Origin of the sequence: Daejeonella sp. (genome assembly GCF_030684675.1) — a bacterium.
GTDB lineage: Bacteria > Bacteroidota > Bacteroidia > Sphingobacteriales > Sphingobacteriaceae > Daejeonella.
Genome location: NZ_JAUXXZ010000035.1, coordinates 21,987 through 42,564, shown reverse-complemented (window position 1 = coordinate 42,564; position 20,578 = coordinate 21,987). Strand labels below are relative to the sequence as shown.

19 protein-coding genes are annotated in these 20,578 nt (G+C 39.6%); 8 read left to right on the top strand and 11 right to left on the bottom strand.

Annotated elements, in window-relative coordinates; genetic code table 11:
* Positions 1–18: 18 nt before the first annotated feature.
* The 6 genes from Q8M41_RS07470 (at position 19) to Q8M41_RS07445 (ending at position 6,029) form a co-directional block, all read left to right on the top strand.
* Positions 19–1,176, top strand: coding sequence for a mannonate dehydratase (locus Q8M41_RS07470; RefSeq protein WP_305364626.1), 1,158 nt, complete (start codon positions 19–21; stop codon positions 1,174–1,176).
* A 59-nt stretch (positions 1,177–1,235) separates the two neighbouring features.
* The gene (locus Q8M41_RS07465) at positions 1,236–2,165 is read left to right on the top strand and encodes an RraA family protein (RefSeq protein ID WP_305364625.1); all 930 of its coding nucleotides are present in this window, start codon (positions 1,236–1,238) and stop codon (positions 2,163–2,165) included.
* Positions 2,166–2,193: 28 nt separating this feature from the next.
* On the top strand, positions 2,194–3,693 hold the full coding sequence (locus Q8M41_RS07460) for a mandelate racemase/muconate lactonizing enzyme family protein (RefSeq protein WP_305364624.1): 1,500 nt from the start codon (positions 2,194–2,196) through the stop codon (positions 3,691–3,693).
* A 650-nt stretch (positions 3,694–4,343) separates the two neighbouring features.
* Positions 4,344–4,889 (top strand): C40 family peptidase, encoded by a 546-nt coding sequence (locus Q8M41_RS07455; protein WP_305364623.1) that lies wholly within the window; start codon positions 4,344–4,346, stop codon positions 4,887–4,889.
* A gap of 68 nt (positions 4,890–4,957) precedes the next feature.
* On the top strand, positions 4,958–5,080 hold the full coding sequence (locus Q8M41_RS07450) for a hypothetical protein (RefSeq protein ID WP_305364622.1): 123 nt from the start codon (positions 4,958–4,960) through the stop codon (positions 5,078–5,080).
* Between the two features lie 4 nt (positions 5,081–5,084).
* Positions 5,085–6,029: a 3'-5' exonuclease gene (locus tag Q8M41_RS07445; protein WP_305364621.1), complete on the top strand. Its 945-nt coding sequence runs from the start codon at positions 5,085–5,087 to the stop codon at positions 6,027–6,029.
* Between the two features lie 85 nt (positions 6,030–6,114).
* Here Q8M41_RS07445 and Q8M41_RS07440 read toward each other — a convergent pair whose 3' ends face one another.
* The 5 genes from Q8M41_RS07440 to queG all read right to left on the bottom strand — a co-directional run bounded on the left by Q8M41_RS07440 (position 6,115) and on the right by queG (position 10,549).
* Complete coding sequence (locus tag Q8M41_RS07440) at positions 6,115–6,951, bottom strand: hypothetical protein (protein WP_305364620.1); 837 nt, start codon at positions 6,949–6,951, stop codon at positions 6,115–6,117.
* A gap of 21 nt (positions 6,952–6,972) precedes the next feature.
* Positions 6,973–7,653, bottom strand: coding sequence for a LytTR family DNA-binding domain-containing protein (locus Q8M41_RS07435; RefSeq protein ID WP_305364619.1), 681 nt, complete (start codon positions 7,651–7,653; stop codon positions 6,973–6,975).
* A complete protein-coding gene (locus tag Q8M41_RS07430; protein WP_305364618.1) occupies positions 7,650–7,937 on the bottom strand; it encodes a hypothetical protein in 288 nt (95 codons plus the stop codon). The genes Q8M41_RS07435 and Q8M41_RS07430 overlap by 4 nt, the downstream gene beginning before the upstream one ends.
* A 10-nt stretch (positions 7,938–7,947) precedes the next feature.
* The gene (locus Q8M41_RS07425; protein WP_305364617.1) at positions 7,948–9,471 is read right to left on the bottom strand and encodes a sensor histidine kinase; all 1,524 of its coding nucleotides are present in this window, start codon (positions 9,469–9,471) and stop codon (positions 7,948–7,950) included.
* 145 nt (positions 9,472–9,616) lie between these two features.
* Positions 9,617–10,549, bottom strand: a complete 933-nt coding sequence (queG, locus tag Q8M41_RS07420; protein WP_305364616.1) for a tRNA epoxyqueuosine(34) reductase QueG — start codon at positions 10,547–10,549, stop codon at positions 9,617–9,619.
* A 128-nt stretch (positions 10,550–10,677) separates the two neighbouring features.
* Between queG and Q8M41_RS07415 the strand changes: the two genes are divergently transcribed.
* Positions 10,678–12,036: an OmpA family protein gene (locus tag Q8M41_RS07415; protein WP_305364615.1), complete on the top strand. Its 1,359-nt coding sequence runs from the start codon at positions 10,678–10,680 to the stop codon at positions 12,034–12,036.
* Between the two features lie 53 nt (positions 12,037–12,089).
* Here Q8M41_RS07415 and Q8M41_RS07410 read toward each other — a convergent pair whose 3' ends face one another.
* The 4 genes from Q8M41_RS07410 to Q8M41_RS07395 form a co-directional block, all read right to left on the bottom strand.
* Positions 12,090–12,947 (bottom strand): dienelactone hydrolase family protein, encoded by an 858-nt coding sequence (locus Q8M41_RS07410; protein ID WP_305364614.1) that lies wholly within the window; start codon positions 12,945–12,947, stop codon positions 12,090–12,092.
* A 41-nt stretch (positions 12,948–12,988) separates the two neighbouring features.
* Entirely contained in the window at positions 12,989–14,011 is a 1,023-nt protein-coding gene (gene ruvB / locus Q8M41_RS07405) for a Holliday junction branch migration DNA helicase RuvB (RefSeq protein ID WP_305364613.1), read from the bottom strand.
* Between the two features lie 244 nt (positions 14,012–14,255).
* Positions 14,256–14,984, bottom strand: coding sequence for a polyprenol monophosphomannose synthase (locus Q8M41_RS07400; RefSeq protein WP_305364612.1), 729 nt, complete (start codon positions 14,982–14,984; stop codon positions 14,256–14,258).
* Positions 14,985–15,075: 91 nt separating this feature from the next.
* Positions 15,076–16,437, bottom strand: a complete 1,362-nt coding sequence (locus Q8M41_RS07395) for a peptide MFS transporter (RefSeq protein ID WP_305364611.1) — start codon at positions 16,435–16,437, stop codon at positions 15,076–15,078.
* A gap of 151 nt (positions 16,438–16,588) precedes the next feature.
* Here Q8M41_RS07395 and Q8M41_RS07390 point away from each other — a divergent pair, with 151 nt between their 5' ends.
* On the top strand, positions 16,589–17,839 hold the full coding sequence (locus tag Q8M41_RS07390; protein WP_305364610.1) for a DUF819 domain-containing protein: 1,251 nt from the start codon (positions 16,589–16,591) through the stop codon (positions 17,837–17,839).
* 457 nt (positions 17,840–18,296) lie between these two features.
* Here the strand turns inward: Q8M41_RS07390 and Q8M41_RS07385 are convergent, their stop codons facing one another.
* Together Q8M41_RS07385 and Q8M41_RS07380 are read right to left on the bottom strand one after the other, a co-directional pair.
* Positions 18,297–19,202, bottom strand: coding sequence for a hypothetical protein (locus Q8M41_RS07385; RefSeq protein WP_305364609.1), 906 nt, complete (start codon positions 19,200–19,202; stop codon positions 18,297–18,299).
* Positions 19,203–19,208: 6 nt separating this feature from the next.
* Positions 19,209–20,387: an acetyl-CoA C-acyltransferase gene (locus Q8M41_RS07380; protein ID WP_305364608.1), complete on the bottom strand. Its 1,179-nt coding sequence runs from the start codon at positions 20,385–20,387 to the stop codon at positions 19,209–19,211.
* Between the last annotated feature and the right edge of the window lie 191 nt (positions 20,388–20,578).

Below are 20,578 nucleotides of genomic sequence, written 5' to 3'. Positions count from 1 at the left end.
TTCAAAACTTATGTAGTCATGACAGATAATCGCAGAGATTTCCTTAAAAAAAGTGCATCAATTGCAGCTGCTCTTTCTGTGGGTGGTATAAATTCAACTATCTCAAAACCTCTTAATCAAATTGCGCCTGTCAGTTTAGAATTAATTTCAGTTGCAAAAGATGCAGGCATGGAAATGAGTAATGCTTATTTTTCAGGAATGGAAGCTAATAAGCAGCTGATTGAGCTTGCAAAACAGATGGGAGCGTTTGGTGCAATCGCTGGAATTGATATGAGGCTCACACGAAATGTAAATGCAAAGCCATGGGATTATAATGCCATAATGGAGGTAAGGGATTCCTGGAAAAAGGTTGGACTAAATTACAATACCGTCGAAGGGCCACCTTGTTTGGGAGAAAAGACTAAGCTTGGCCTTGAAGGTAGGGATGAAGAAATAGCAAATTTTATAACCTTCATGAAAAACCTCAAGCGCTCAGGAGTTGATGTCATCTGTTATAATTGGATGCCGGTCATTAGTTGGGCCCGGACACAAATGGACCGTCCTGGTCGGGGCGGTGCACTTGTTACCGCTTTTGATTATGAAGAGATTAAGAACCGACCACTTACAAAGTATGGAGAAGTTTCTCCTGAAAGTATGTGGAAGAACCTGGAATATTTCCTGAAGGCTGTTGTACCTGAGGCAGAAAAAATTGAAATGAAACTGGCGTTACACCCTGATGATCCTCAGGTTAATAGTATTCAAGGAATTCCAAGAATTATGAATACGGTAGAAAATTTTGATAGAATGTTAAAAATCATGCCCAGTGAATTTAATGGAGTTACACTTTGTCAGGGTAATTTTTCTCTGATGGGTGCCAATATCCCTAAATTAGTTAGAAGATGGGGGAAAGCGGGTAAAATTCATTTTGTTCATTTCAGAAATGTTCAGGACCTGAGTGGTGTGATACCCAGTACCAAATTTACTGAAACCTTTCATGATGAAGGCCAGATTGATATGTATGCTGCCATGAAGGCATATTACGATATAGGATTTAAAGGTCCAATCCGTGCTGATCATGTTCCTACTATGGCTGGTGAAGAGAATGCCAGACCAGGATATATGACTCTGGGAAACCTTTTTGCTATCGGGTACATGCGGGGTCTGGCTGAAGCAGTGGCAAAAGAAAAAAGAGTATAAATTATTAATCAACTCAATATTTTATTCTGAAATTTTAAAAAATAATTAAATTCTAAATCATGAAAAAAATAACAATCCTTTTAGTTCTTCTTGTTTGTAGTAGTTTTTTATCCTATGCTCAGCGAATTGGTTCAAGCTCTGAGTATGTACAACAGATGACTGCATTATGGAAAGGTGAGCGTTCGGCGGATGGCCGTCCTTTGGTTTCTGAGATCGTGCTTGAACGTTTACAATATAATACACTCGAACAGATATGGGGTTATCTGAATAATAAAGGCTACCGAAATCAGGTTGAAAAGAACTGGACTATTCTAAAATCAGGACAAACAATGGTTGGTCGGGTTGTTACCGCACAGTTTATGCCTTCCAGACCAGATCTTGATACACTGGTAAGAGTACAGGGTCGTAAAGAAGGACGCTCTCAGCGTGGTGGATTTAATATTTGGCCTATTGATATCTTAAGTAAAGGAGACGTTTATGTAGCTGATGGATTTGGTAAAGTGAAGGATGGTACCCTTATTGGCTCAAGCCTGGGAAATTCAATTTATGCCAAAACAGGCAATGGCGTAGTTTTTAATGGATCTATCAGGGATATGCAGGAGCTTCGGGATACTGAAGGATTTAATGCATGGGTGAAAGGACATGATCCTTCTTATATCAGGGACATGACCCCAACTTCGATCAACGCACCAATCCGCGTTGGTGAGGTTACCGTTTTTCCGGGAGATATAATATTTGCTAATGATTATGGGGTTGTATTTATTCCTGCTCATCTTGTAGAAGATCTGGTCAAGGCAAATGAACTGACAGGTCTGCGTGATGAGTTCGAACGTTTATTGCTGAAACAGGGTAAATATCTTTCTGGAGAGATCCATGGGGACTGGACTGAGACAATAAAAAATGAATTCAGAGCCTGGCTGGCAAAGTATCCAAGGAAGACCATGTACACTCCTGAACAACTCGATACTTATCTGGGTAAAAAACACTGATATTTTATTAATCTCTAATTTAAACGATATGAAAAGCACTTTACAATCTTTGATTTCCAGAAATAAGGAAGAGGAAAAGTTCTATGCTGCTTCAAGGCAGGCTGAAATCAATAATCCGGAGACCGGCACCAACAGGAGGAGTTTTCTTAAAAAAACAGCCTTGGGTGGTATTGCCTTAGGTGGATTGATGAATCTGACTATTGAAGATACTATTGCCCATACAACGCAAAATGTAAAAAGGTCTTCTAACCCTTCGGATCTGAAGATAACCGATATGCGTTATTGCCTCACAAATGTAATGGGAGGAACAGCGATCATACGTATCGATACGAACCAGGGCATTTATGGCCTCGGTGAGGTAAGGGATGCTGCAGACGTCAGGTATGCCCTGATGTTAAAGAGCCGTATTCTCGGAAGGAATCCTTGTAATGTAGAAATGATTTTTAAAGTGATTAAGCAATTCGGCGGACCAGCTCGTCAGGCCGGAGGCGTTTGTGCTGTAGAAATGGCCTTATGGGATCTATGCGGAAAAGCATATGGCGTACCTGCATGGCAGTTACTTGGCGGAAGATATCGCGATAAAGTAAGGCTTTATGCGGATACACCTGAAGCTGCAAGTCCTGAAGAACAAAAAAAACTGATCAATTACCGGATCAATGATCAGGGATATACCTGGTTGAAAATGGATATCTCAATCAGTGAGTTAAAAGGGAAACCAGGTACAGTTGTGAATTCTAAATTCTGGGAGAATGATAAAGGAGATCTGGCACAATGGGGGGATCAGCGAAATATGATGTCTTATGGTAATACCGCACATCCGTTTACACAGATTCAGATCACTGAAAAAGGTTTGGAGGATTTATCTCAAGTTGTAGATTCAATACGTAAAATGGTTGGGTATGAAATTCCAATTTCTACTGACCATTATGGTCATTTTGACCTGAATAATAGCATCCGTTTGGGCAAGGCAATGGAAAAATACAGGTTAGCCTGGTTTGAAGATATGGTACCCTGGACTTATACCGAGCAATGGAAAACCATTTCAGATGCATTGGAAACGCCTACTACAACCGGTGAAGATATCTATTTGCTGAAAGATTTCAAGCCTTTGATCCATGCACGGGCGGTGGATATTATTCACCCTGATCTTGCCTCATCGGGCGGTCTGCTTGAAACCAAGAGGATAGGGGATTATGCCGAAGAATATGGAGTAGCTATGGCAATGCATCAGGCAGGTACACCGGTCTCTTTTATGGCTAGTGTACATTGTGCTGCAGCGACACAGAATTTCCTTGCACTGGAGCATCATTCAGTTGATATCCCATGGTGGGAAGACCTGGTAAAGACGACAGATGGTAAAAAAATGATAGAAAAAGGTTATGCTATTCTGCCGCTTAATTCTCCTGGATTAGGTATTGAATTGAATGAGGAGGTTTTAAAACAGCATTTAAAATCTACTGATAAGAGTTATTTCGCCCCTACAAATGAGTGGAATGAACTACGCTCTCATGATAGGACTTATAGTTGATATGATGATCATGATAATAAGATGTTAATGTATTAATATGGATGATTAAGAGGGGTTATTTTCTTGAACTTATAATTTTTTCATTTATTAATATCTGTTTTAAATTAAGGTGAGTTCGATATAAAATAAGTTTAAATTGTATAATTTTCTCTTGTTCTAGAAAGCAAGGTCTGTGCTTCTTCGGTCGCGCCTTCCCGTGTTCTGCTGTTATTTTTGCAGCAGATTTAGTATATATCATGAAATTCAGTATTGCAAAAAATCTACAGCTTCCACCCCCTTAGGTTTATTTCAAATGGTTGATGGTCCTTTTGCCAGGCTCGTCCCGATGAAATACAGCTCCGGGTAAAATAAACCTTGCCGGAGGAGGTAGCTTCCGGCTAATGGTAATTTGCATCAGAACGCGATTTCTTGCCGGAACTAACCGGAGGAAAGGGCTGAACCAGCCTATAACATACAGGTATTGATTTCCAATACCTAATTATTGTGATTCCAGAGCCTTAACTAACCAATTGTAACGGTATTATTTTAACCTTCCTTATATCGAGCTCAGGTTAAATTATACTCATTAAATTAATCTGAATTCTGCGTTTATCAACAGGTGTTTATAAAAGTTATATACTGTCAACTATTCTATCACTGAACTTTGAATCATGATGATAAGAGTCAGATCAATTGTTTTTTTGTATTTAGTTATTTTTACACCGCTTATCTATACCTCCTGTAAAAGCAAAAAGATCATTACCGATGCCTCAAAATCAAATGCAATATCTTCTGGAAGTATAAAGGAGCGTTATGCATCCCTCTTGAATGTAAAAGAAAAGGAGCTTAATAATGAGAAACTATACCGTTTTATTGACAGCTGGATAGGAGTGCCTCACCGTTCGGGAGGAATGGATAAAAGGGGTGTTGATTGCTCCGGGTTCACTTTTCTGCTTGAAAAAGAGGTTTATGACAAAGATCTACCCCGTACTGCCCGTACAATGGCAGATAAAGTGAAGCGAAAATATGAGCATGATCTGGAGGAGGGTGATCTGGTTTTCTTTGATTTCGACGGTCAAAAGTTTAGCCATGTTGGGGTTTATCTTCACAATAATAAATTTGTTCATGCTTCTACCTCGAAAGGGGTAATAATCAGTGATTTAAAAGATCCATGGTATTATAAATATTTTACAAGGGCTGGTAGTGTCAAACCATAGGCTCAATTCTTTCATTGATTATCTGTTTTTATCAGTAATTTTGGACAATAATAATCCCGGACCTATTTATGAGCACAGAAAAAGGCGACTATACATTCTGGAAGAAATATAAGCGCTTTGCTACCACAGAGATTCTGATGTACATGATAATGGTTCTAGGTATTCTGGCAGGCATCATAATCTTTAGTTAATCACATGAAATTAAACCTCAAACGTCCGCTTGCCTTTTTTGATCTTGAAACAACCGGCGTAAATGTTGCTTCCGACCGCATAGTTGAAATCTCTATCCTGAAAGCAATGCCTGATGGAACGGAAGATGTAAAAACCCTGCGTATCAATCCGGGAATTCCAATTCCCCTTGAGTCATCACTGATTCACGGTATTTATGATGAGGATATCCGTCATGAGCGTACTTTCAAGCAGGCAGGAGAGGAACTGGCCCGTTTTCTGGATGATTGCGACCTTGCAGGATACAATTCCAACCGCTTTGATATTCCGGTATTAATGGAGGAGTTTCTGCGTGCCGGTATTGATTTTGACATTGAAAACAGGCACTTTGTTGATGTTCAGAATATATTTCATCAGATGGAGCAGCGTACTTTAAAGGCCGCGTATAAGTTCTATTGCGGTAAAGATATTGAAAATGCACATTCAGCGGAAGCGGATATTAAAGCTACCTATGAAGTTCTGAAAGCCCAGATTGAACGTTATGAAAATCAGAGCTGGGAGGATAAAAAGGGTACAGTTTCAAAACCCGTTCAAAACAATATCGAAGCACTTCATGCATTCACAAATCTGAACAAACCGGTAGATTTCGCTGCCAGAATGGTTTATAATGAAGATGGGGTGGAGGTAATTAATTTTGGAAAGCATAAAGGCCGTCCTGTTGAAGATGTATTTCAATCAGAACCTAGTTATTATAACTGGATGCTGAATGGTGATTTTCCATTGTATACCAAGCGTTGTCTCGAAAAAATATGGAATCGTTTTAATGCAAAAAAAGAACAGTTAAGAACTGAGCGGCAGACTGCGGCGGCTGCCCCGCAGGCCGATCAAAGTACTCCCCCAAAACCTAAGGAAGAAGCTAAACCAATCACAAATGATCATTTGGAGCAGCTGAAGATGAAATTTGGGAAGTAATTGACAGTTGACAATGGACAGTTGACAATGAGATAGTCCGTAATTCGTAATTAATAATTCGTAATTGGTATATAACCGGCAACATCTATTCTACCGGGTAATACGCCTTACTAATCATTCCTTCATCGCTTAGCAGCGGGTGTAATGTTTCCGATCCAAGTATGGCACGCAGTGTAGATTTCTTTCCATTAATCCATAACTTATTCTGAACCAGTCGTATACCGTGGCTGTAATCCACATGGTCAGTTGTATGTCCATTATGCAGGGGTTGAATGGCTTTTCCATCGGGTTTATGCCAGCCATAAATTGCAACTCTGAGTTGATTTTTGGAATTGAAAATCATATTTGAGATTACAACATCTTTCTTATTTCCAGCTACCAGACTTCCCAATGGAAATTGCTTTATTGATTGTTCCCTTTGCTGCTGTACCATCCTGGTATGCCTTTCAAATACCGGAACAGTGATCATTGCTTTGGAAGGAGGGATTGGCTGGGGCATCATTTTTACCTTTGCAGTATGGTAAATTCTGTCGGAGATCTTTCTTGTTGGCAGACTGCAGTCGAGAAAATCAGCAACTTTCTGAGCTAACTGAGGTCGCATCGGACAATAAAAATAATCAGAATCAGAACCAATCGCCAGAAAATCAGGCAGAACATAATACCTGATCGTTTGTAATTGTCCTATAATCATTGCTGTATCCCTGATCACTGAAAGTTTTCTATAAAAGCGGGGAATATTACCGGATCGGATCTCATTAAATATAATACTTTCACGGTCCTCAAGGCTTAAAGAACTATCTCTGATGCTCCTTGAGAAATCAGAGCCATTTAATGCATTAGATACACGCTTTTTTAATTTCAGATGCTGCGAATAGCAGTCGATAGTACAAATAGAAATAAACAGGAGCAGGACATATTTCATATTATAAATCTAAGAAAAGCCTTATCTCTTATCCAAACTACTCAGATTTGACATATACGATTCACTTACAGGGATTTGAAGGTCATTTATATGAATCTGATGTCTTTCAATTCTGTTTATTGCAGTCACAGCGGCCATGTAGGAGCGATGGACTCTGATAAATTTATTCTTTGGCAGGATCACTTCAAGTTCGGCGAAGGTCATTCGCGAAAGCAGACTTTTATTTTTCAGAACAAAATTGACATAATTTCCAGCGGCTTCCAGGTATAGTATATCGTCAAAATGTACTTTTTCCTGCTCATATCCTGTTTTTAGAAAAATGAAATCAGCGCTGCCACTTTTATTTCTCAATTGGAACAGTTCATATGCTTTATTACATCCCTTTACAAAGCGGCTCAATGAGAATGGTTTGAGAAGGTAATCGATAGCATCCAGTTCAAAGCTGGTAACCGCGTGTTCAGAATAAGCGGTTGTGAAGATTACCATCGGCTTTTTATTGAGGCTGTTCATGAAATCGATACCCGAAATATCTGGCATTTTAATATCCAGAAATATCAGGTCAATATTTTCCTTCTGAATATACTCCATAGCTTTAAAAGCATCGGTAAATTCGGCCTTCAGGTTCAGAAAAGAAACTTTTGAAGCATGACTGCGCACTACTTCAAGTGCTAATGGTTCATCGTCAAGTGCAATGGCATTCATGGTATAAATGTATCATTAAAAAGAGTTTTTTCATTGATACAGCTGATTCCTGATTCCAATGAAATATGATTTTTTAGAAAATGACCCATGCTTTTTCGATTTAGCCATTCATTCAATAAATGACATTTGCTTTCTGTTATAGCATGTTTTTTATTTGGCTGGTGGTCAATCATTTTGGGATTTTCGGCCTTGTTGATTTCCTCTGAACCGGGTTCATCACATAAACTTTCGCAGCAGGCATTGAATATGAGGCTAAAGAGCAGTATGCACAATAAACTTTTCATTTTTTCTGAATTAGTCCAGTTGAATAGTTAGGTGAACAAAAAATTCTTTCCCGCTTTCGCGGATAGATAGCTCATGTTTTCCTGAATATATTAGCCTAAGTCTTTGCTGCACATTATTCAGGCCTATACCATTATTGTCCTTTTCCGGATCATTTATAGATTTTGGATGGATACTGTTAGAAATATCGAAATAGAGGGTTTTGTCTTTACAAACCAGACTGATACGAATGTTTGAAGGCTCCTTCAGACTGATGCCATGTTTAAATGCATTTTCAATAAAAGGGATGAGCAGCATCGGTGCGATTTGCAGTATGCCTGTATGCTCCTCGATTTCTGTATGAATCTGTATATCAGGGGATGACTGGGTACGCAGGGTCTGAAGTCCGATATAATTATTCAGGTATTCTATTTCCCTTGTTAGAGAAATTTTCTCCTGAAGGTTTTCCCTCAGCATAAAGCGCATCATATCACCAAGTTTCTGAATACCCTCAGAAGTTCGTTCCGCATTTTCCTGAAGTGCGGTTCCATAGAGAGTATTCAGCACATTGAAAAGGAAATGAGGATTGATCTGGGAGCGAAGGAAGTTCAGGTCGGCTGTTGAACGCCCTAATGCGGTCTGAAGTCCTTTAATTTCATAATCTACTGTGGTTCTATGCTTGTAAACATACCAGGCCAGTGGTGCTGTAAATAAAAGTTGAAATCCGATATTAAATAATGCAGCTACAAAAGCTATTTCACCATGATGATGTGGAATCAGAACAAGCAGTATTGTGAAGATGGGTATAGTACTGAGTAAAACTAAAAGGAAAATTTTTTTCAGATAAGTTTTAAATGGCTTCGATTTCTTGTAGATATCCGGTAATAAGGCATACATCGAATAGCAGTACAAAAATATCCCAGCAAGTGAACATGTGGCAATACCTACGACAACTTCTGCATCACTCTGACCAATCAATAAAAGGAACAATGCTATCATCCAGAAAATAAATGCAAATATTCCGTCGCGGGTGATTACCCTGTATTTTGATTGGATCAGATCTGAGTTTTCCAGAAGGTAGATCGCAAGGAACTTTATGATGTTATACAGGGCAAACATCATCAACAACCAGAAAGAATAGATGGCTGCTTCCTGAAAGAGCTTTGAATAAAGCTCATCTTCTGAATATTTATCGAAAAGATACCCCTGAGTCCAGGTATCAGTAATGGCAAGTACAACGCTGATCAGGTAAAATATAATCAGCGTGAATATGATATTCAGTGTGATGTTTTCTTTTCTGCCGAGGGGTGGTATGATCACAAAGGTGAGCAGGCAATAACTGGCATAAAAGCTAAGGTATCTGCATAACATTGGTAAAAAATGGTTACTGAAATATGAATAGTGCTGATGAGCTTCATCGAATTCATATTTTCCCGGCTCCCAGTTATTGTTTATAGCTCCTGAAACGAGAAAGAATATTGAGAATACGAACATGGTAGTTGCAGCCCAGAATTCTATTCTATTAATATCTGAAGGGTTTTTAATTATACTTTTCATTTGTATATTTTTATTTATCATTTTCTGTAATGAATTATGAAACAATGATACAGTTGCTATTACTGCTCCGCTAATAAATGTGATGGGATAGGGGATAAATGTGATGAGTTGACTTATTTTCCAATTTTTTTGATAGAAATAAGCCTTAAAGTGGTTTCAGAAAATCAATATTCCGTTTTAATCCGCTATACTTTGTTCTTTTAACCGCAGAGTTTTTGAATACTTTGTTAAAAGTTTCTTCGGTAAGTTCATGCCACTCTGCCTGTTTAAGTCCGAGAAGGTCCTTATGCGGACTGAAATTCTGCTCAGTATTTAGTAAAGAAAATTTATTCCAGGGGCAAACATCCTGACAAATGTCACAGCCGAACATCCAGTTTTTCATTTTTATACTGAATTCCGGAGGTAATTCACTTTTTAGCTCTATAGTCAGGTAAGAGATGCAGCGGCTTCCATCGACCATGTATGGAGCCACAATAGCTTCAGTAGGACATGCATCTATGCAACGGGTACAGGTTCCGCAATGATCTTTTGTTGGAATTATATCGTATTCCAGATCAAGGTCAGTAATTAATTCAGCCAGAAAGAAAAATGAGCCGGTATTCTTATTGATCAGGTTACTATGTTTTCCGACCCAGCCGATTCCTGCTTTTTTTGCCCAAACCTTGTCCAGAACAGGTGCCGAATCTACAAATGCCCGGCCGTTTACCTCTCCAATATTACCTCTGATAGCTTCCATCAGAAGCTTCAGCTTATCTTTTATCACAAAATGATAGTCCTTACCATAAGCGTATTTGCTGATCTTTGGCGCACTTTCATCTTCCTGTTGTTGATCAGTATAGTAATTTAGGGACAGGGAAATGATCGAACGGGCACCATCTACAAGCTTTCGCGGATCCAAGCGCTTATCAAAATGGTTCTCCATATAGCTCATTTCGCCATGGTACCCACTTTTTAGCCAGTTTTCAAGTCTTGGAGCCTCTTCTTCCAGAAATCCGGCTTTAGAAATGCCGCAAAACTGAAATCCCAGTTTAAGGGCTTCAGTCTTTATGAATTTTGAATATCGTGAACTACTGACCATTATTTAGTTCAAAGATAGGAATAAGAATACGTGCTTCCTGGTTCAGAATCAGCATACGGCTCTAATAATGGCGTTAGTTGACTTTATGGTATAGCATTTGCATTAAGCTGTTAAATTAATCATAAATTATGAAAACACATTTTCTAAAACTATCAGCACTGGCACTCAGCTTAATTGTTACTGCCGGAGCAAATGCTCAGGAGAAACCTGAGAGTCCCAAGCTGTTCGCTCCTTCATCAGCATTTAATACATGGTCTTTTGGTATCCATGCTGGTATCCTTGCTCCTACGGTTATCAATGGAATGAATGATTTTACAAACTGGAAAGCCGATGTCGGATATGGTGCTACTTTGAAAAATCAAATTTTACCGGCATTAGGAATTCAGGCCGACTTTTTAGCCGGAAAACTTAAGGCTGATAATAGCAGAAATTGGGGTAATGGTTTGCCTCCTGTAAGTGCGTTTGATTCATACGAGACCAAAGTTTCCTATGCAGCTAGTTTGAGTGCTAACTTAACTCTTGCAAATATTTACTGGATGAATCGTGTGAATGTCATTAGACCTTACATGACCGCAGGATATGGTATTATGGGTTATAAGCCAACTACTAAAACTAAAGCCGGAGTTGAAGCCAAATTTAATGCTGGTGAGAATGTTAAAGAAGCTTATTTACCTGTTGGACTTGGAATAAAGTTCGGTTTATCTAATGCTATTAATCTGGATATGGGTTACACCATGAATTTTGTTGATGGCGATAACCTTGATGGATATCGTGCAGGACCACAAAACGATAAATTTTCTTATTCTCATATCGGATTGGAATTTAATTTAGGAAGCAAATCAAAAACTCCATTGTCCAGCTATAATCCGGTTGCGGCGTTACAGGATGATTATATCACCAGAAATGCAGCACTTCAGGCAAGCCTTGATGCAGACAGAGCTAAGCATGCAGCACATATGGAAGAGATGAATAAGGAAAGAATGCGCTTTTTAAATGATAGCGATAAGGATGGTGTTTCTGATTACTTTGATAAATGCCCGAACACACCAGTAGGAATACAGGTTGATGGTGCAGGTTGTGAAATTAAAGTAACTTCAACAACAACTGTTGTTAATCCTGTTCGTGTTGTAGTAACCGAAGAAGACAGAAGGATTGTTGCCGATGCTATTCGTAATCTTGAATTTGATTTTGCAAAATCAACTTTACGTTCAACGTCATATCCAACCTTGAACAGAGTTGCTGATTTATTAAAATCTAAAGATTTTAGTCTTAAATTAGCAGGCCATACAGATAATGTAGGTAGCGATGCAGCAAATTTGAAATTGTCAAAAGACCGTGCTGAATCAGTGAAATCTTACCTGGTAAGTCAGGGAGCTAGTTCTTCACGTATTGAAGCAATAGGTTATGGTGAAAGCCAGCCGATCTCAACTAATAAGACTACCAAAGGTCGTCAGGACAACAGAAGAGTAGAATTTACTTTATACTAAGATCAATTATAATCCTAAAAAAGGGGCTCTCCATTCGGATCAGCCCCTTTTTTTTAGTTGATTGCTTTATTGAAAAGTTCCAGCGTTCTGCCCCAGGCAAGTTTAGCAGCTTCAGCATTATAACGTTCGCCACCAGTATCATTATTGAAGGCATGCTGAACTCCATCATAAATATAAAGCTGGTAATCAACACCTGATGCTTTTAATGCGGCTTCGTAAGCAGGAATTCCCGCATTGACACGCTCATCCATCCCTGCATAATGCAGCATTAATTTTGCTTTTATTTTTGGAACATCTCCTGCATCAGGTTGTCCGCCATAATAAGCAACAGCTGCATTCAGGGATGCTGAATTTACCGCAAGGAAATTAGTCATTCTACCACCCCAGCAGAATCCTACACAAGCAGTTTTACCATTACTTTCTTTTCTAGATTTCAGATAGTCCAGTGCGTTCAGGAAATTGTTCAGGTTTTTTGATGCATCTATCTTACTGAACATACCGCGGGCATCGTCGGTATTTGCAGGTGTTCCGCCAAAAGGGGATAGGGCATCCGGTGCAAGGGCAATAAAACCTGCCTTAGCAACACGTCGTGCTATATCTTTTATATGAGGGTTTAAGCCACGATTTTCATGTATTACTACTACACTTCCAAATTTCCCCCTTCCTTTAGGACGGGCAAGATACCCCTTCATGGTGCAATCATCCCCGGGATAGGAAATATCTTCAAGTATCAGGTCTTCATCTTGCTCAGAAACAGTTTCTGCATTTGCATAGCCAACTTCCAGTACAGAAAGCGCCGTCATAGCCATAGCAGCACTCCCTGTGAGCTTTACCAGGCGGTTCATAAACGACTTTCGGCTTAAGGGCTTATGAGTGTATTCGTCGTAAAGATTAATGATTTTCTGATCCATATTGATTTATATTTATTCTTAAATATAAATCAATAATCGTATCAAAACAAGGTGTTGCTGCCTCCTGTTTTTATCCTGCCCAAATGTTTATAGGCTGCCTCTGTACATTCCCTGCCTCTTGAAGTACGCATAATATAGCCCTCCTGGATCAGAAAAGGCTCGTATACTTCCTCAATGGTTCCTTCTTCTTCACCAACCGCAGTAGCAATGGTTTTGAGACCTACCGGTCCGCCTTTGAATTTATCGATAATAGTCAGCAGAATCTTATTATCCATTTCATCAAGACCATGCTCGTCCACATTAAGAGCATTCAGGGCATATTTTGCAATATCAGTATCGATATTTCCTGTACCCTTTATCTGTGCGAAATCTCTGGTACGGCGTAATAAGGCATTGGCGATACGGGGTGTACCGCGACTTCTGCGGGCAATTTCATAAGATCCTTCATCAGAAATTTCTGTTTTTAGAATTTGCGCAGAACGCTGGACAATAGTAGTTAGTAATTTGGCATCATAGTACTCTAAGCGACTGTTAATGCCGAAACGGGCTCGTAAAGGTGCTGTAAGCAGGCCTGAGCGGGTCGTAGCACCAACTAAAGTAAAGGGATTTAATGAAATCTGTACGGAACGGGCATTCGGGCCAGTTTCGAGCATGATATCGATCTTGAAATCTTCCATTGCTGAGTAGAGATATTCTTCTACCAGCGGACTTAAACGGTGGATTTCGTCAATGAAGAGGATATCTCCTTCTTCAAGATTGGTTAATAATCCGGCGAGATCCCCGGGTTTATCCAGAACAGGTCCGGAGGTGATGCGGATATTAACACCCATTTCATTAGCAATGATATGCGACAGGGTTGTTTTTCCTAATCCGGGCGGGCCATGTAGCAATACATGATCCAGAGCTTCACCACGTTGTTTAGCCGCCTGAACGAATACACGAAGGTTCGCCAGAATTTTATGCTGACCTGTGAAATCTTCAAAGACCTGGGGACGCAGAACCTTTTCGATCTCCCGTTCTACAGGTGATAAGTTCTCTTCTCCAGGGTCAAGATGTTCATTCATAGGTTATGTTTTATGATAGATATTTTTTTCAGATTTCCGGCTAATATCTTTATTCTTGATAAGAAATTCTAAAATGAACCAAAATTTTGTCCTGGTTCCTGGCTCTTGATACTTAACACTTAACACCAATTGCCAAAAGTTTTCATGGTCATTTTAGTTGTAACATATCATAAAAGAATTGATAAATATGAAGTAAATATAAACCATATGTCCTTAAATTCTTAAAATTCAGTTTCAAGCCAGATTATTTATACTTCCTGAAAAGGCTGTTTAATTTGATCTGAATCACGCCCAAAAAGGCTTCCCTGAATATCTTAGTACTCATTTTAGAGATGCCTTCAGTACGATCGGTAAAGATAATCGGAACTTCCACTACATTAAAACCATATTTGATTGCAGTAAATTTCATTTCAATCTGGAACGCGTAACCGATAAACTTGATTTTATCCAGAGGTATGGTTGCAAGCACCACACGACGGTAGCATTTAAAACCAGCGGTTGCATCCTGAATATCGATTCTTGTGATCAGCCTGACGTACACGGAGGCAAAATAGGACATGAGTACTCTGCTCATTGGCCAGTTTACTACATTCACCCCTCTGATATACCTTGAACCAATAGCCAGGTCAGCGCCTTCAATACATGCAGTTTTTAAACGGATCAGGTCTTCCGGATTGTGCGAAAAATCTGCATCCATTTCAAAAATATATTCGTAATTACGTTCAAGGGCCCATTTAAAGCCGTGAATATAAGCAGTCCCAAGCCCGAGTTTGCCAGACCGCTCTTCAATATGAATCATGCCTTCGTATTCTTCCTGCAGATTTTTAACAATTTCGGCAGTACCGTCAGGTGATCCGTCGTCAACAACCAGAATATGAAATACATCAGGCAGTGAAAATACCTTCCGAATGATATTTTCAATATTTTCCTTCTCGTTATAGGTGGGAATTATGACGATGCTGTCTGATAACACGAATACAGATTTGATTTGCGAATATACTGCTTTAAACGAAGAGAGAGATATTTCTGTATCTCTCTCTTCATTTTATACTTGTAATAGAACTCTATTCGGCTTTGGCTGTGGCCATGGTTTCCTTAGAAAAGTCCTCAGCTCCATGGGCAAGTCTTTTCAATGGCTTAAGAATGGCGATTACAATACCTCCGATAAGTGTGCAGAAAATGGCAATTCCGGTAAATATTTCGAGTTCGCCGGCTGTTTGCGACCATACACCGACCCATCCGGCTACGTAATTACCAAGTCCGGTAGCTGCGAAAAATACACCCATCATGATTGATGCATATTTCATTGGCGCAAGTTTAGTAATAAAGGATAATGCAACAGGGGAGGCACTAAGTTCACCAATGGTGTGGAACAGGTAGGCAAGAACCAGCCAGTACATCGCTGAAGCGCCATCATTTTGATATTGAACTGATGCTGCCGACATGAATAAAAATCCCCAGCCCATAATGATCACACCGATTGCGATCTTGAAGATCGAGGAAGCTTCCTTGCCATTTCTTTTCCGGTTAAACCAGAATGCAGCTACAGGAATGCCCAGAGTGATTATGAAGAATGAGTTTACCGATTGAAACCAGGTCGCAGGGACTGTCCAGTTCAGGAATTCAATCATGCGATTGGTTTTTTCTGATGCATAGAGGTTCATTAATCCCCCGGCCTGCTCAAAGGCACCCCAGAATACAATAATCATCAAGAAAGAAAGCAACATTACTTTTACGCGGTCTTTTTCAATACTGGTAAGCGGTTTTGAGATAATTGCCTGATCAGCAGCTGATAATGCTGTAGTTGCTTCACCAACTCCCTTTAAATACTTATGGCCAAGCATAAATATAATCAGTCCGAATGCCATTCCTATTCCTGCAAGTCCGAAACCATAATGCCAGCCCATAGTTTCACCGACATATCCAATAATGATACCTGCTAAAAAGGCTCCGGTATTTATACCAATGTAGAAAATTGTAAAGCCCTTATCACGACGGTCATCACCTTTCGGGTACAGACCCCCAACCATGGTCGAAATATTGGGTTTTAAACATCCCACGCCAGCAATGATAAGCCCTAATCCTATGTAAAAAGTAATTAATGACTGGAATGCAAGGATACTGTGTCCGGCTACCAGCAGTAAACCGCCAAGGATTACGGCCTTTTTTTGTCCAATCAATTTATCTGCCAGGATTCCCCCCGGGATAGAGGATAAATAGACAAGGAAAGTATAAATGCCATAAAGCTTTAAGGCTTCACTACTGGTCCAACCAAATCCGGGGTTCTCACCATTTACTGATGAAACAAGAAATAGTACGAGCAGGGCTCTCATTCCATAAAAACTGAACCTTTCCCACATTTCGGTAAGAAACAGTACATATAACCCTCTTGGGTGTCCAAAAAGCTGTTTTTGCTGTATTTCCATACGTTTTAATAAAATAATTGATTGTTTAGAATTTATAATTGGATAAGGTCTTACTCTTTAATTGGTTAAAAAGGAGTAAAAAGTTCAATTATAATTAAAATTTACTAAAATTGCCCACTTATATTAATTGTACTAAATAAAATCCCTTTCAATGATCAAAGAAATTCCATTAATTACGAATGATGCCGTTGTTCTGGGGATTTTAATGAGTATTCTGGGATTAGTATTCTGGTCTTCTCAAAGTGGTCTGACATTCTTCAAAAAACTTTATTCGGTTATTCCTCCAATATTGCTCTGTTATTTTCTGCCGGGTATTCTAAATTCTGCGGGTATTATTTCCGGTACTTCATCCGGATTATATGCAATGGCTTCCAGGTATCTTTTACCTGCCAGTTTGGTTTTATTTACCCTAAGCCTTGATCTGAGTGAAATTTGGAAATTAAGAAAGAAAGCCGGTTTGATGTTTATCACAGCTTCATTCAGTATAATAATCGGTGGGCCATTAGCTGTGTTGATTGTTTCTTTATTTGCACCTGAAATAGTTGGTGGAGAAGGAGCGGATGCGGTTTGGAGGGGATTGAGTACGGTCGCCGGCACCTGGATAGGTGGGGGAGCTAACCAGGCTGCTATGTTTGAGATATTTAAGCCAAGTACAGACCTTTTTTCAGCCATGGTGGCTTTGGACGTATTTGTTAGTTACACATGGATGGCACTCCTGTTATATGGAGCAGGAAAGAATAATAAGATTAACCAATTTTTAAAGGCTGATGATCAGTCGGTTACTGAAATAAAGGATAAGATTGAAGCCTATCAATTAAGTATTATGAGGATTCCAAAAATGGAAGATATTCTTATGATTCTTGGAATCGGTTTCGGGGTTACCGGTATTGCTCATCTTGGAGCTGATACGATTGCGCCCTGGGTTACAATCAATGCACCTTATTTAAGTACCTTCAGCCTTACATCTGGTTTTTTCTGGCTGGTTATCATTGCTACCACATTGGGAATGATACTCTCGTTCACAAAAATGAGAAATCTGGAAGGAGCGGGAGCATCCAGGATAGGGAGTGTTCTCTTATATGTTCTGATTGCTACTATTGGGATGCAAATGAATGTGATGGCCATTTTCAGGAATCCGGGAATTCTGCTCATCGGCTTGGTCTGGATACTTATTCATGCGATTTTTTTATTGATTACTGCCAAGATCACAAAGACACCCTTCTTTTTTGCAGCGGTTGGTAGTATGGCCAATATTGGCGGACCGGCATCAGCTCCAGTTATAGCCAGTGCATTTCACCCTTCCCTTGCACCAGTAGGAGTATTGCTGGCGGTATTCGGGTATGTAATTGGTACTTACGGTGCTTATGTTTGTGGATTGATGATGCAGGCGGTATCGCCGTAGTTATCTGTTATCTGTTATCTGTTATCTGTTGCCTGTTATCTGTTAGCAGTTATCTGGTGCGAGTTATGAGTTTAATTGTCAACTATCAATCACCAGTGTCCGGTGAAAGCTTGAAATGTAATTCCCTAAAGATTTAGGAGGTTCCCTTTGGTGACAGCCCATGGGGTGAAATAGGGAGAATACGGCCTTCGCCGGAATCTGATTTCTATCAATTTCTATCTTTAATGAAAGGGCTTTTCAGGCACTACGATCCTGACGAAGGTCAGGATCTCTCAAATACTAAAAAAGTGCATGTCATTCAGCGAAAGCTGAACCTCATTTTGCTTATCCTATAATTTTGATAAAACAGGTGGGCATGCTTTTTAAAACGATAATAAATTCTCATTTTAAAGTCATAGATGGCACATTTGACTAAAAATTTAATTTTAACCGGACAACAATGACTATCAATTGTCAACTATCTATTACCTTTCATTTTCTTCGGGTCATTGAAATTATCATCCTGATCTGTTGGCATATTTTTTAGTTCCAGATCCTGTACAAATTTCCATCTGCAGTTTACAAGCCGGTAACCATCGTATGAGAAATCAGGACCATAGAGTTCAAATCTTCCCTTTAATTTGGGATCAGGTGGGGCGAGATGGTCGAAAACCACTGTACTTATTGATGGCTCATAGTTTAGCACCATCGATGCGCGACGGTCGTACTCAAAGATTGCCCGTTTTTTAAAGGGCTGTTCTTTGTCACCGTCGAATACAGGCATCCCGAAATAGGCTTTACCATCCTTGAAATACAGGATTTCCATTACTTTTTTAGTTGACCTGACTGTATTGCCTTTCCAGCCAAGTAATACATAATAAGGAGTTTGAACATTATTCAAAACCGATATAACACGGTAATACTGAGCGCCATACCACTTATCAGATGTAGTGATAGTGTCAGCGCTGTTTTTTATTGCAGGAGTATAATCAACCAGCGGAAACATTTGCAGCTTACCATCAGGGTTATTCATTTGTATGGTGCCATAGTAACGGTAGCTGCCATCATTATTCATCACATGCCAGCTGAAGATCCTGAATCTTTTATCCGAAGATGACTGAATTGAAATTGTCTTTAGTGAATCGAATGAAAAATTGAAAGAATAGGGTGTCTTTAAGCTATTGACTAAGGTTTTAATGAATTTATAATTGGCATTATAGCGTTCAGGTTCAATGCTGTCATTGATCATTTTATAACTTAGAATCTGCAGACTATCCTGAAGATTCAGCATGGTCTGATTGTTTTTATTACTATCAGAATGCTGAGCCTTAGCTTTGCCCGAAGTAAAAACTAACAAACCGAAAATTATAAAAAGAATTCTCATTATTTCTTATTGCATATTTTCGATGATGATCGCACTTGCTCCACCACCTCCGTTACAGATGCCGGCAACACCAATCTTTCCGCCATTTTGCTTAAGAACATTCAGCAAGGTAACCACAATTCGTGCACCCGATGCTCCAAGCGGATGTCCCATTGAAACGGCACCTCCATTTACGTTAACTTTAGCAGGATCAAGTTGAAGAATTCGGTTATTTGCTACTGAAACCACTGAAAATGCTTCATTGATCTCGTAAAAATCTACATCTGAAGCCTTGATTCCGGCACGCTCCAGTGCTTTAGGAATTGCTTTCGATGGTGTAGTTGTAAACCATTCGGGAGCCTGCTGGGCATCTGCGTAGGATATAATCCTAGCTAAGGGCTTAAGTCCCAATTCATCGGCCTTTGCTTTACTCATGAGTACCAGAGCCGCCGCACCATCGTTTAAAGTGGAAGCATTTGCAGCTGTTACGGTACCATCCTTTTTAAATACAGGTTTTAGCGAAGGAATTTTGTCAAATTTAACGGCATTGATCTCTTCATCATGCTCAATCAGGCTTATTTCCCCTTTTCGGTCCTTTATTTCAACAGCTACGATCTCATTTTTAAATTTGCTGTTTGCCTGTGCTGATTGCGATCGTTTATATGATTCTATGGTGAATGCATCCTGATCTTCACGGCTGATATTACATTCTGTAGCGCAAAGTTCTGCTGCAGAACCCATGTGATAATCATTATAAACATCCCATAAGCCGTCCTTTACAAGTCCGTCAATGATCTGTCCGTTGCCCAGCCGATAGCCATTTCTTGCTTTATCCAGATAATAAGGCACATTGCTCATGCTTTCCATTCCGCCGGCAATAACAATATCATTCTCTCCCAATGCAATACTCTGGGCAGCTATCATAATTGCCTTGGTTCCTGATGCGCATACTTTGTTGATTGTGGTTGCCGGTATATCAGGTAAGCCCGCAAATTTTGCTGCCTGGGTAGCAGGAGCCTGTCCGAGATTTGCCGATAAAACATTTCCCATAAATACTTCCTGCACCTGATCAGCTTTAATACCTGCGCGTTCAACCGCAGCTTTGATTGCAGCAGCGCCCAAAGTACTCGCAGAAAGGCTTGAGAGTGAGCCTCCAAAACTTCCAATAGGAGTTCTTACCGCAGAGATGATATATACTTCGTTCATTTTTATCTTGTTTTGGTTAGAAGGCGCAAGTTAAGAAATTAAGGTCAACAGAATATAAACACATAATTATTGCTATGCTTAGATGTTATATTTTAAATTCCAGATAAATCAACACATTCAGAGATGTTCTCTGCGTATTCATCGTGTTTTTTAGCATAAACTTAACGTAATGATCATATAAATGTTTTGCT

Excerpts from the sequence above, each read along its gene's own strand:
- Q8M41_RS07470 (WP_305364626.1), top strand. The coding sequence starts at position 19 with ATGACAGATAATCGCAGAGATTTCCTTAAAAAAAGTGCATCAATTGCA.
- Q8M41_RS07465 (WP_305364625.1), top strand. The coding sequence starts at position 1,236 with ATGAAAAAAATAACAATCCTTTTAGTTCTTCTTGTTTGTAGTAGTTTT.
- Q8M41_RS07460 (WP_305364624.1), top strand. The coding sequence starts at position 2,194 with ATGAAAAGCACTTTACAATCTTTGATTTCCAGAAATAAGGAAGAGGAA.
- Q8M41_RS07455 (WP_305364623.1), top strand. The coding sequence starts at position 4,344 with ATGATGATAAGAGTCAGATCAATTGTTTTTTTGTATTTAGTTATTTTT.
- Q8M41_RS07450 (WP_305364622.1), top strand. The coding sequence starts at position 4,958 with ATGAGCACAGAAAAAGGCGACTATACATTCTGGAAGAAATATAAGCGC.
- Q8M41_RS07445 (WP_305364621.1), top strand. The coding sequence starts at position 5,085 with ATGAAATTAAACCTCAAACGTCCGCTTGCCTTTTTTGATCTTGAAACA.
- Q8M41_RS07440 (WP_305364620.1), bottom strand. The coding sequence starts at position 6,951 with ATGAAATATGTCCTGCTCCTGTTTATTTCTATTTGTACTATCGACTGC.
- Q8M41_RS07435 (WP_305364619.1), bottom strand. The coding sequence starts at position 7,653 with ATGAATGCCATTGCACTTGACGATGAACCATTAGCACTTGAAGTAGTG.
- Q8M41_RS07430 (WP_305364618.1), bottom strand. The coding sequence starts at position 7,937 with ATGAAAAGTTTATTGTGCATACTGCTCTTTAGCCTCATATTCAATGCC.
- Q8M41_RS07425 (WP_305364617.1), bottom strand. The coding sequence starts at position 9,471 with ATGAAAAGTATAATTAAAAACCCTTCAGATATTAATAGAATAGAATTC.
- queG (WP_305364616.1), bottom strand. The coding sequence starts at position 10,549 with ATGGTCAGTAGTTCACGATATTCAAAATTCATAAAGACTGAAGCCCTT.
- Q8M41_RS07415 (WP_305364615.1), top strand. The coding sequence starts at position 10,678 with ATGAAAACACATTTTCTAAAACTATCAGCACTGGCACTCAGCTTAATT.
- Q8M41_RS07410 (WP_305364614.1), bottom strand. The coding sequence starts at position 12,947 with ATGGATCAGAAAATCATTAATCTTTACGACGAATACACTCATAAGCCC.
- ruvB (WP_305364613.1), bottom strand. The coding sequence starts at position 14,011 with ATGAATGAACATCTTGACCCTGGAGAAGAGAACTTATCACCTGTAGAA.
- Q8M41_RS07395 (WP_305364611.1), bottom strand. The coding sequence starts at position 16,437 with ATGGAAATACAGCAAAAACAGCTTTTTGGACACCCAAGAGGGTTATAT.
- Q8M41_RS07390 (WP_305364610.1), top strand. The coding sequence starts at position 16,589 with ATGATCAAAGAAATTCCATTAATTACGAATGATGCCGTTGTTCTGGGG.
- Q8M41_RS07385 (WP_305364609.1), bottom strand. The coding sequence starts at position 19,202 with ATGAGAATTCTTTTTATAATTTTCGGTTTGTTAGTTTTTACTTCGGGC.
- Q8M41_RS07380 (WP_305364608.1), bottom strand. The coding sequence starts at position 20,387 with ATGAACGAAGTATATATCATCTCTGCGGTAAGAACTCCTATTGGAAGT.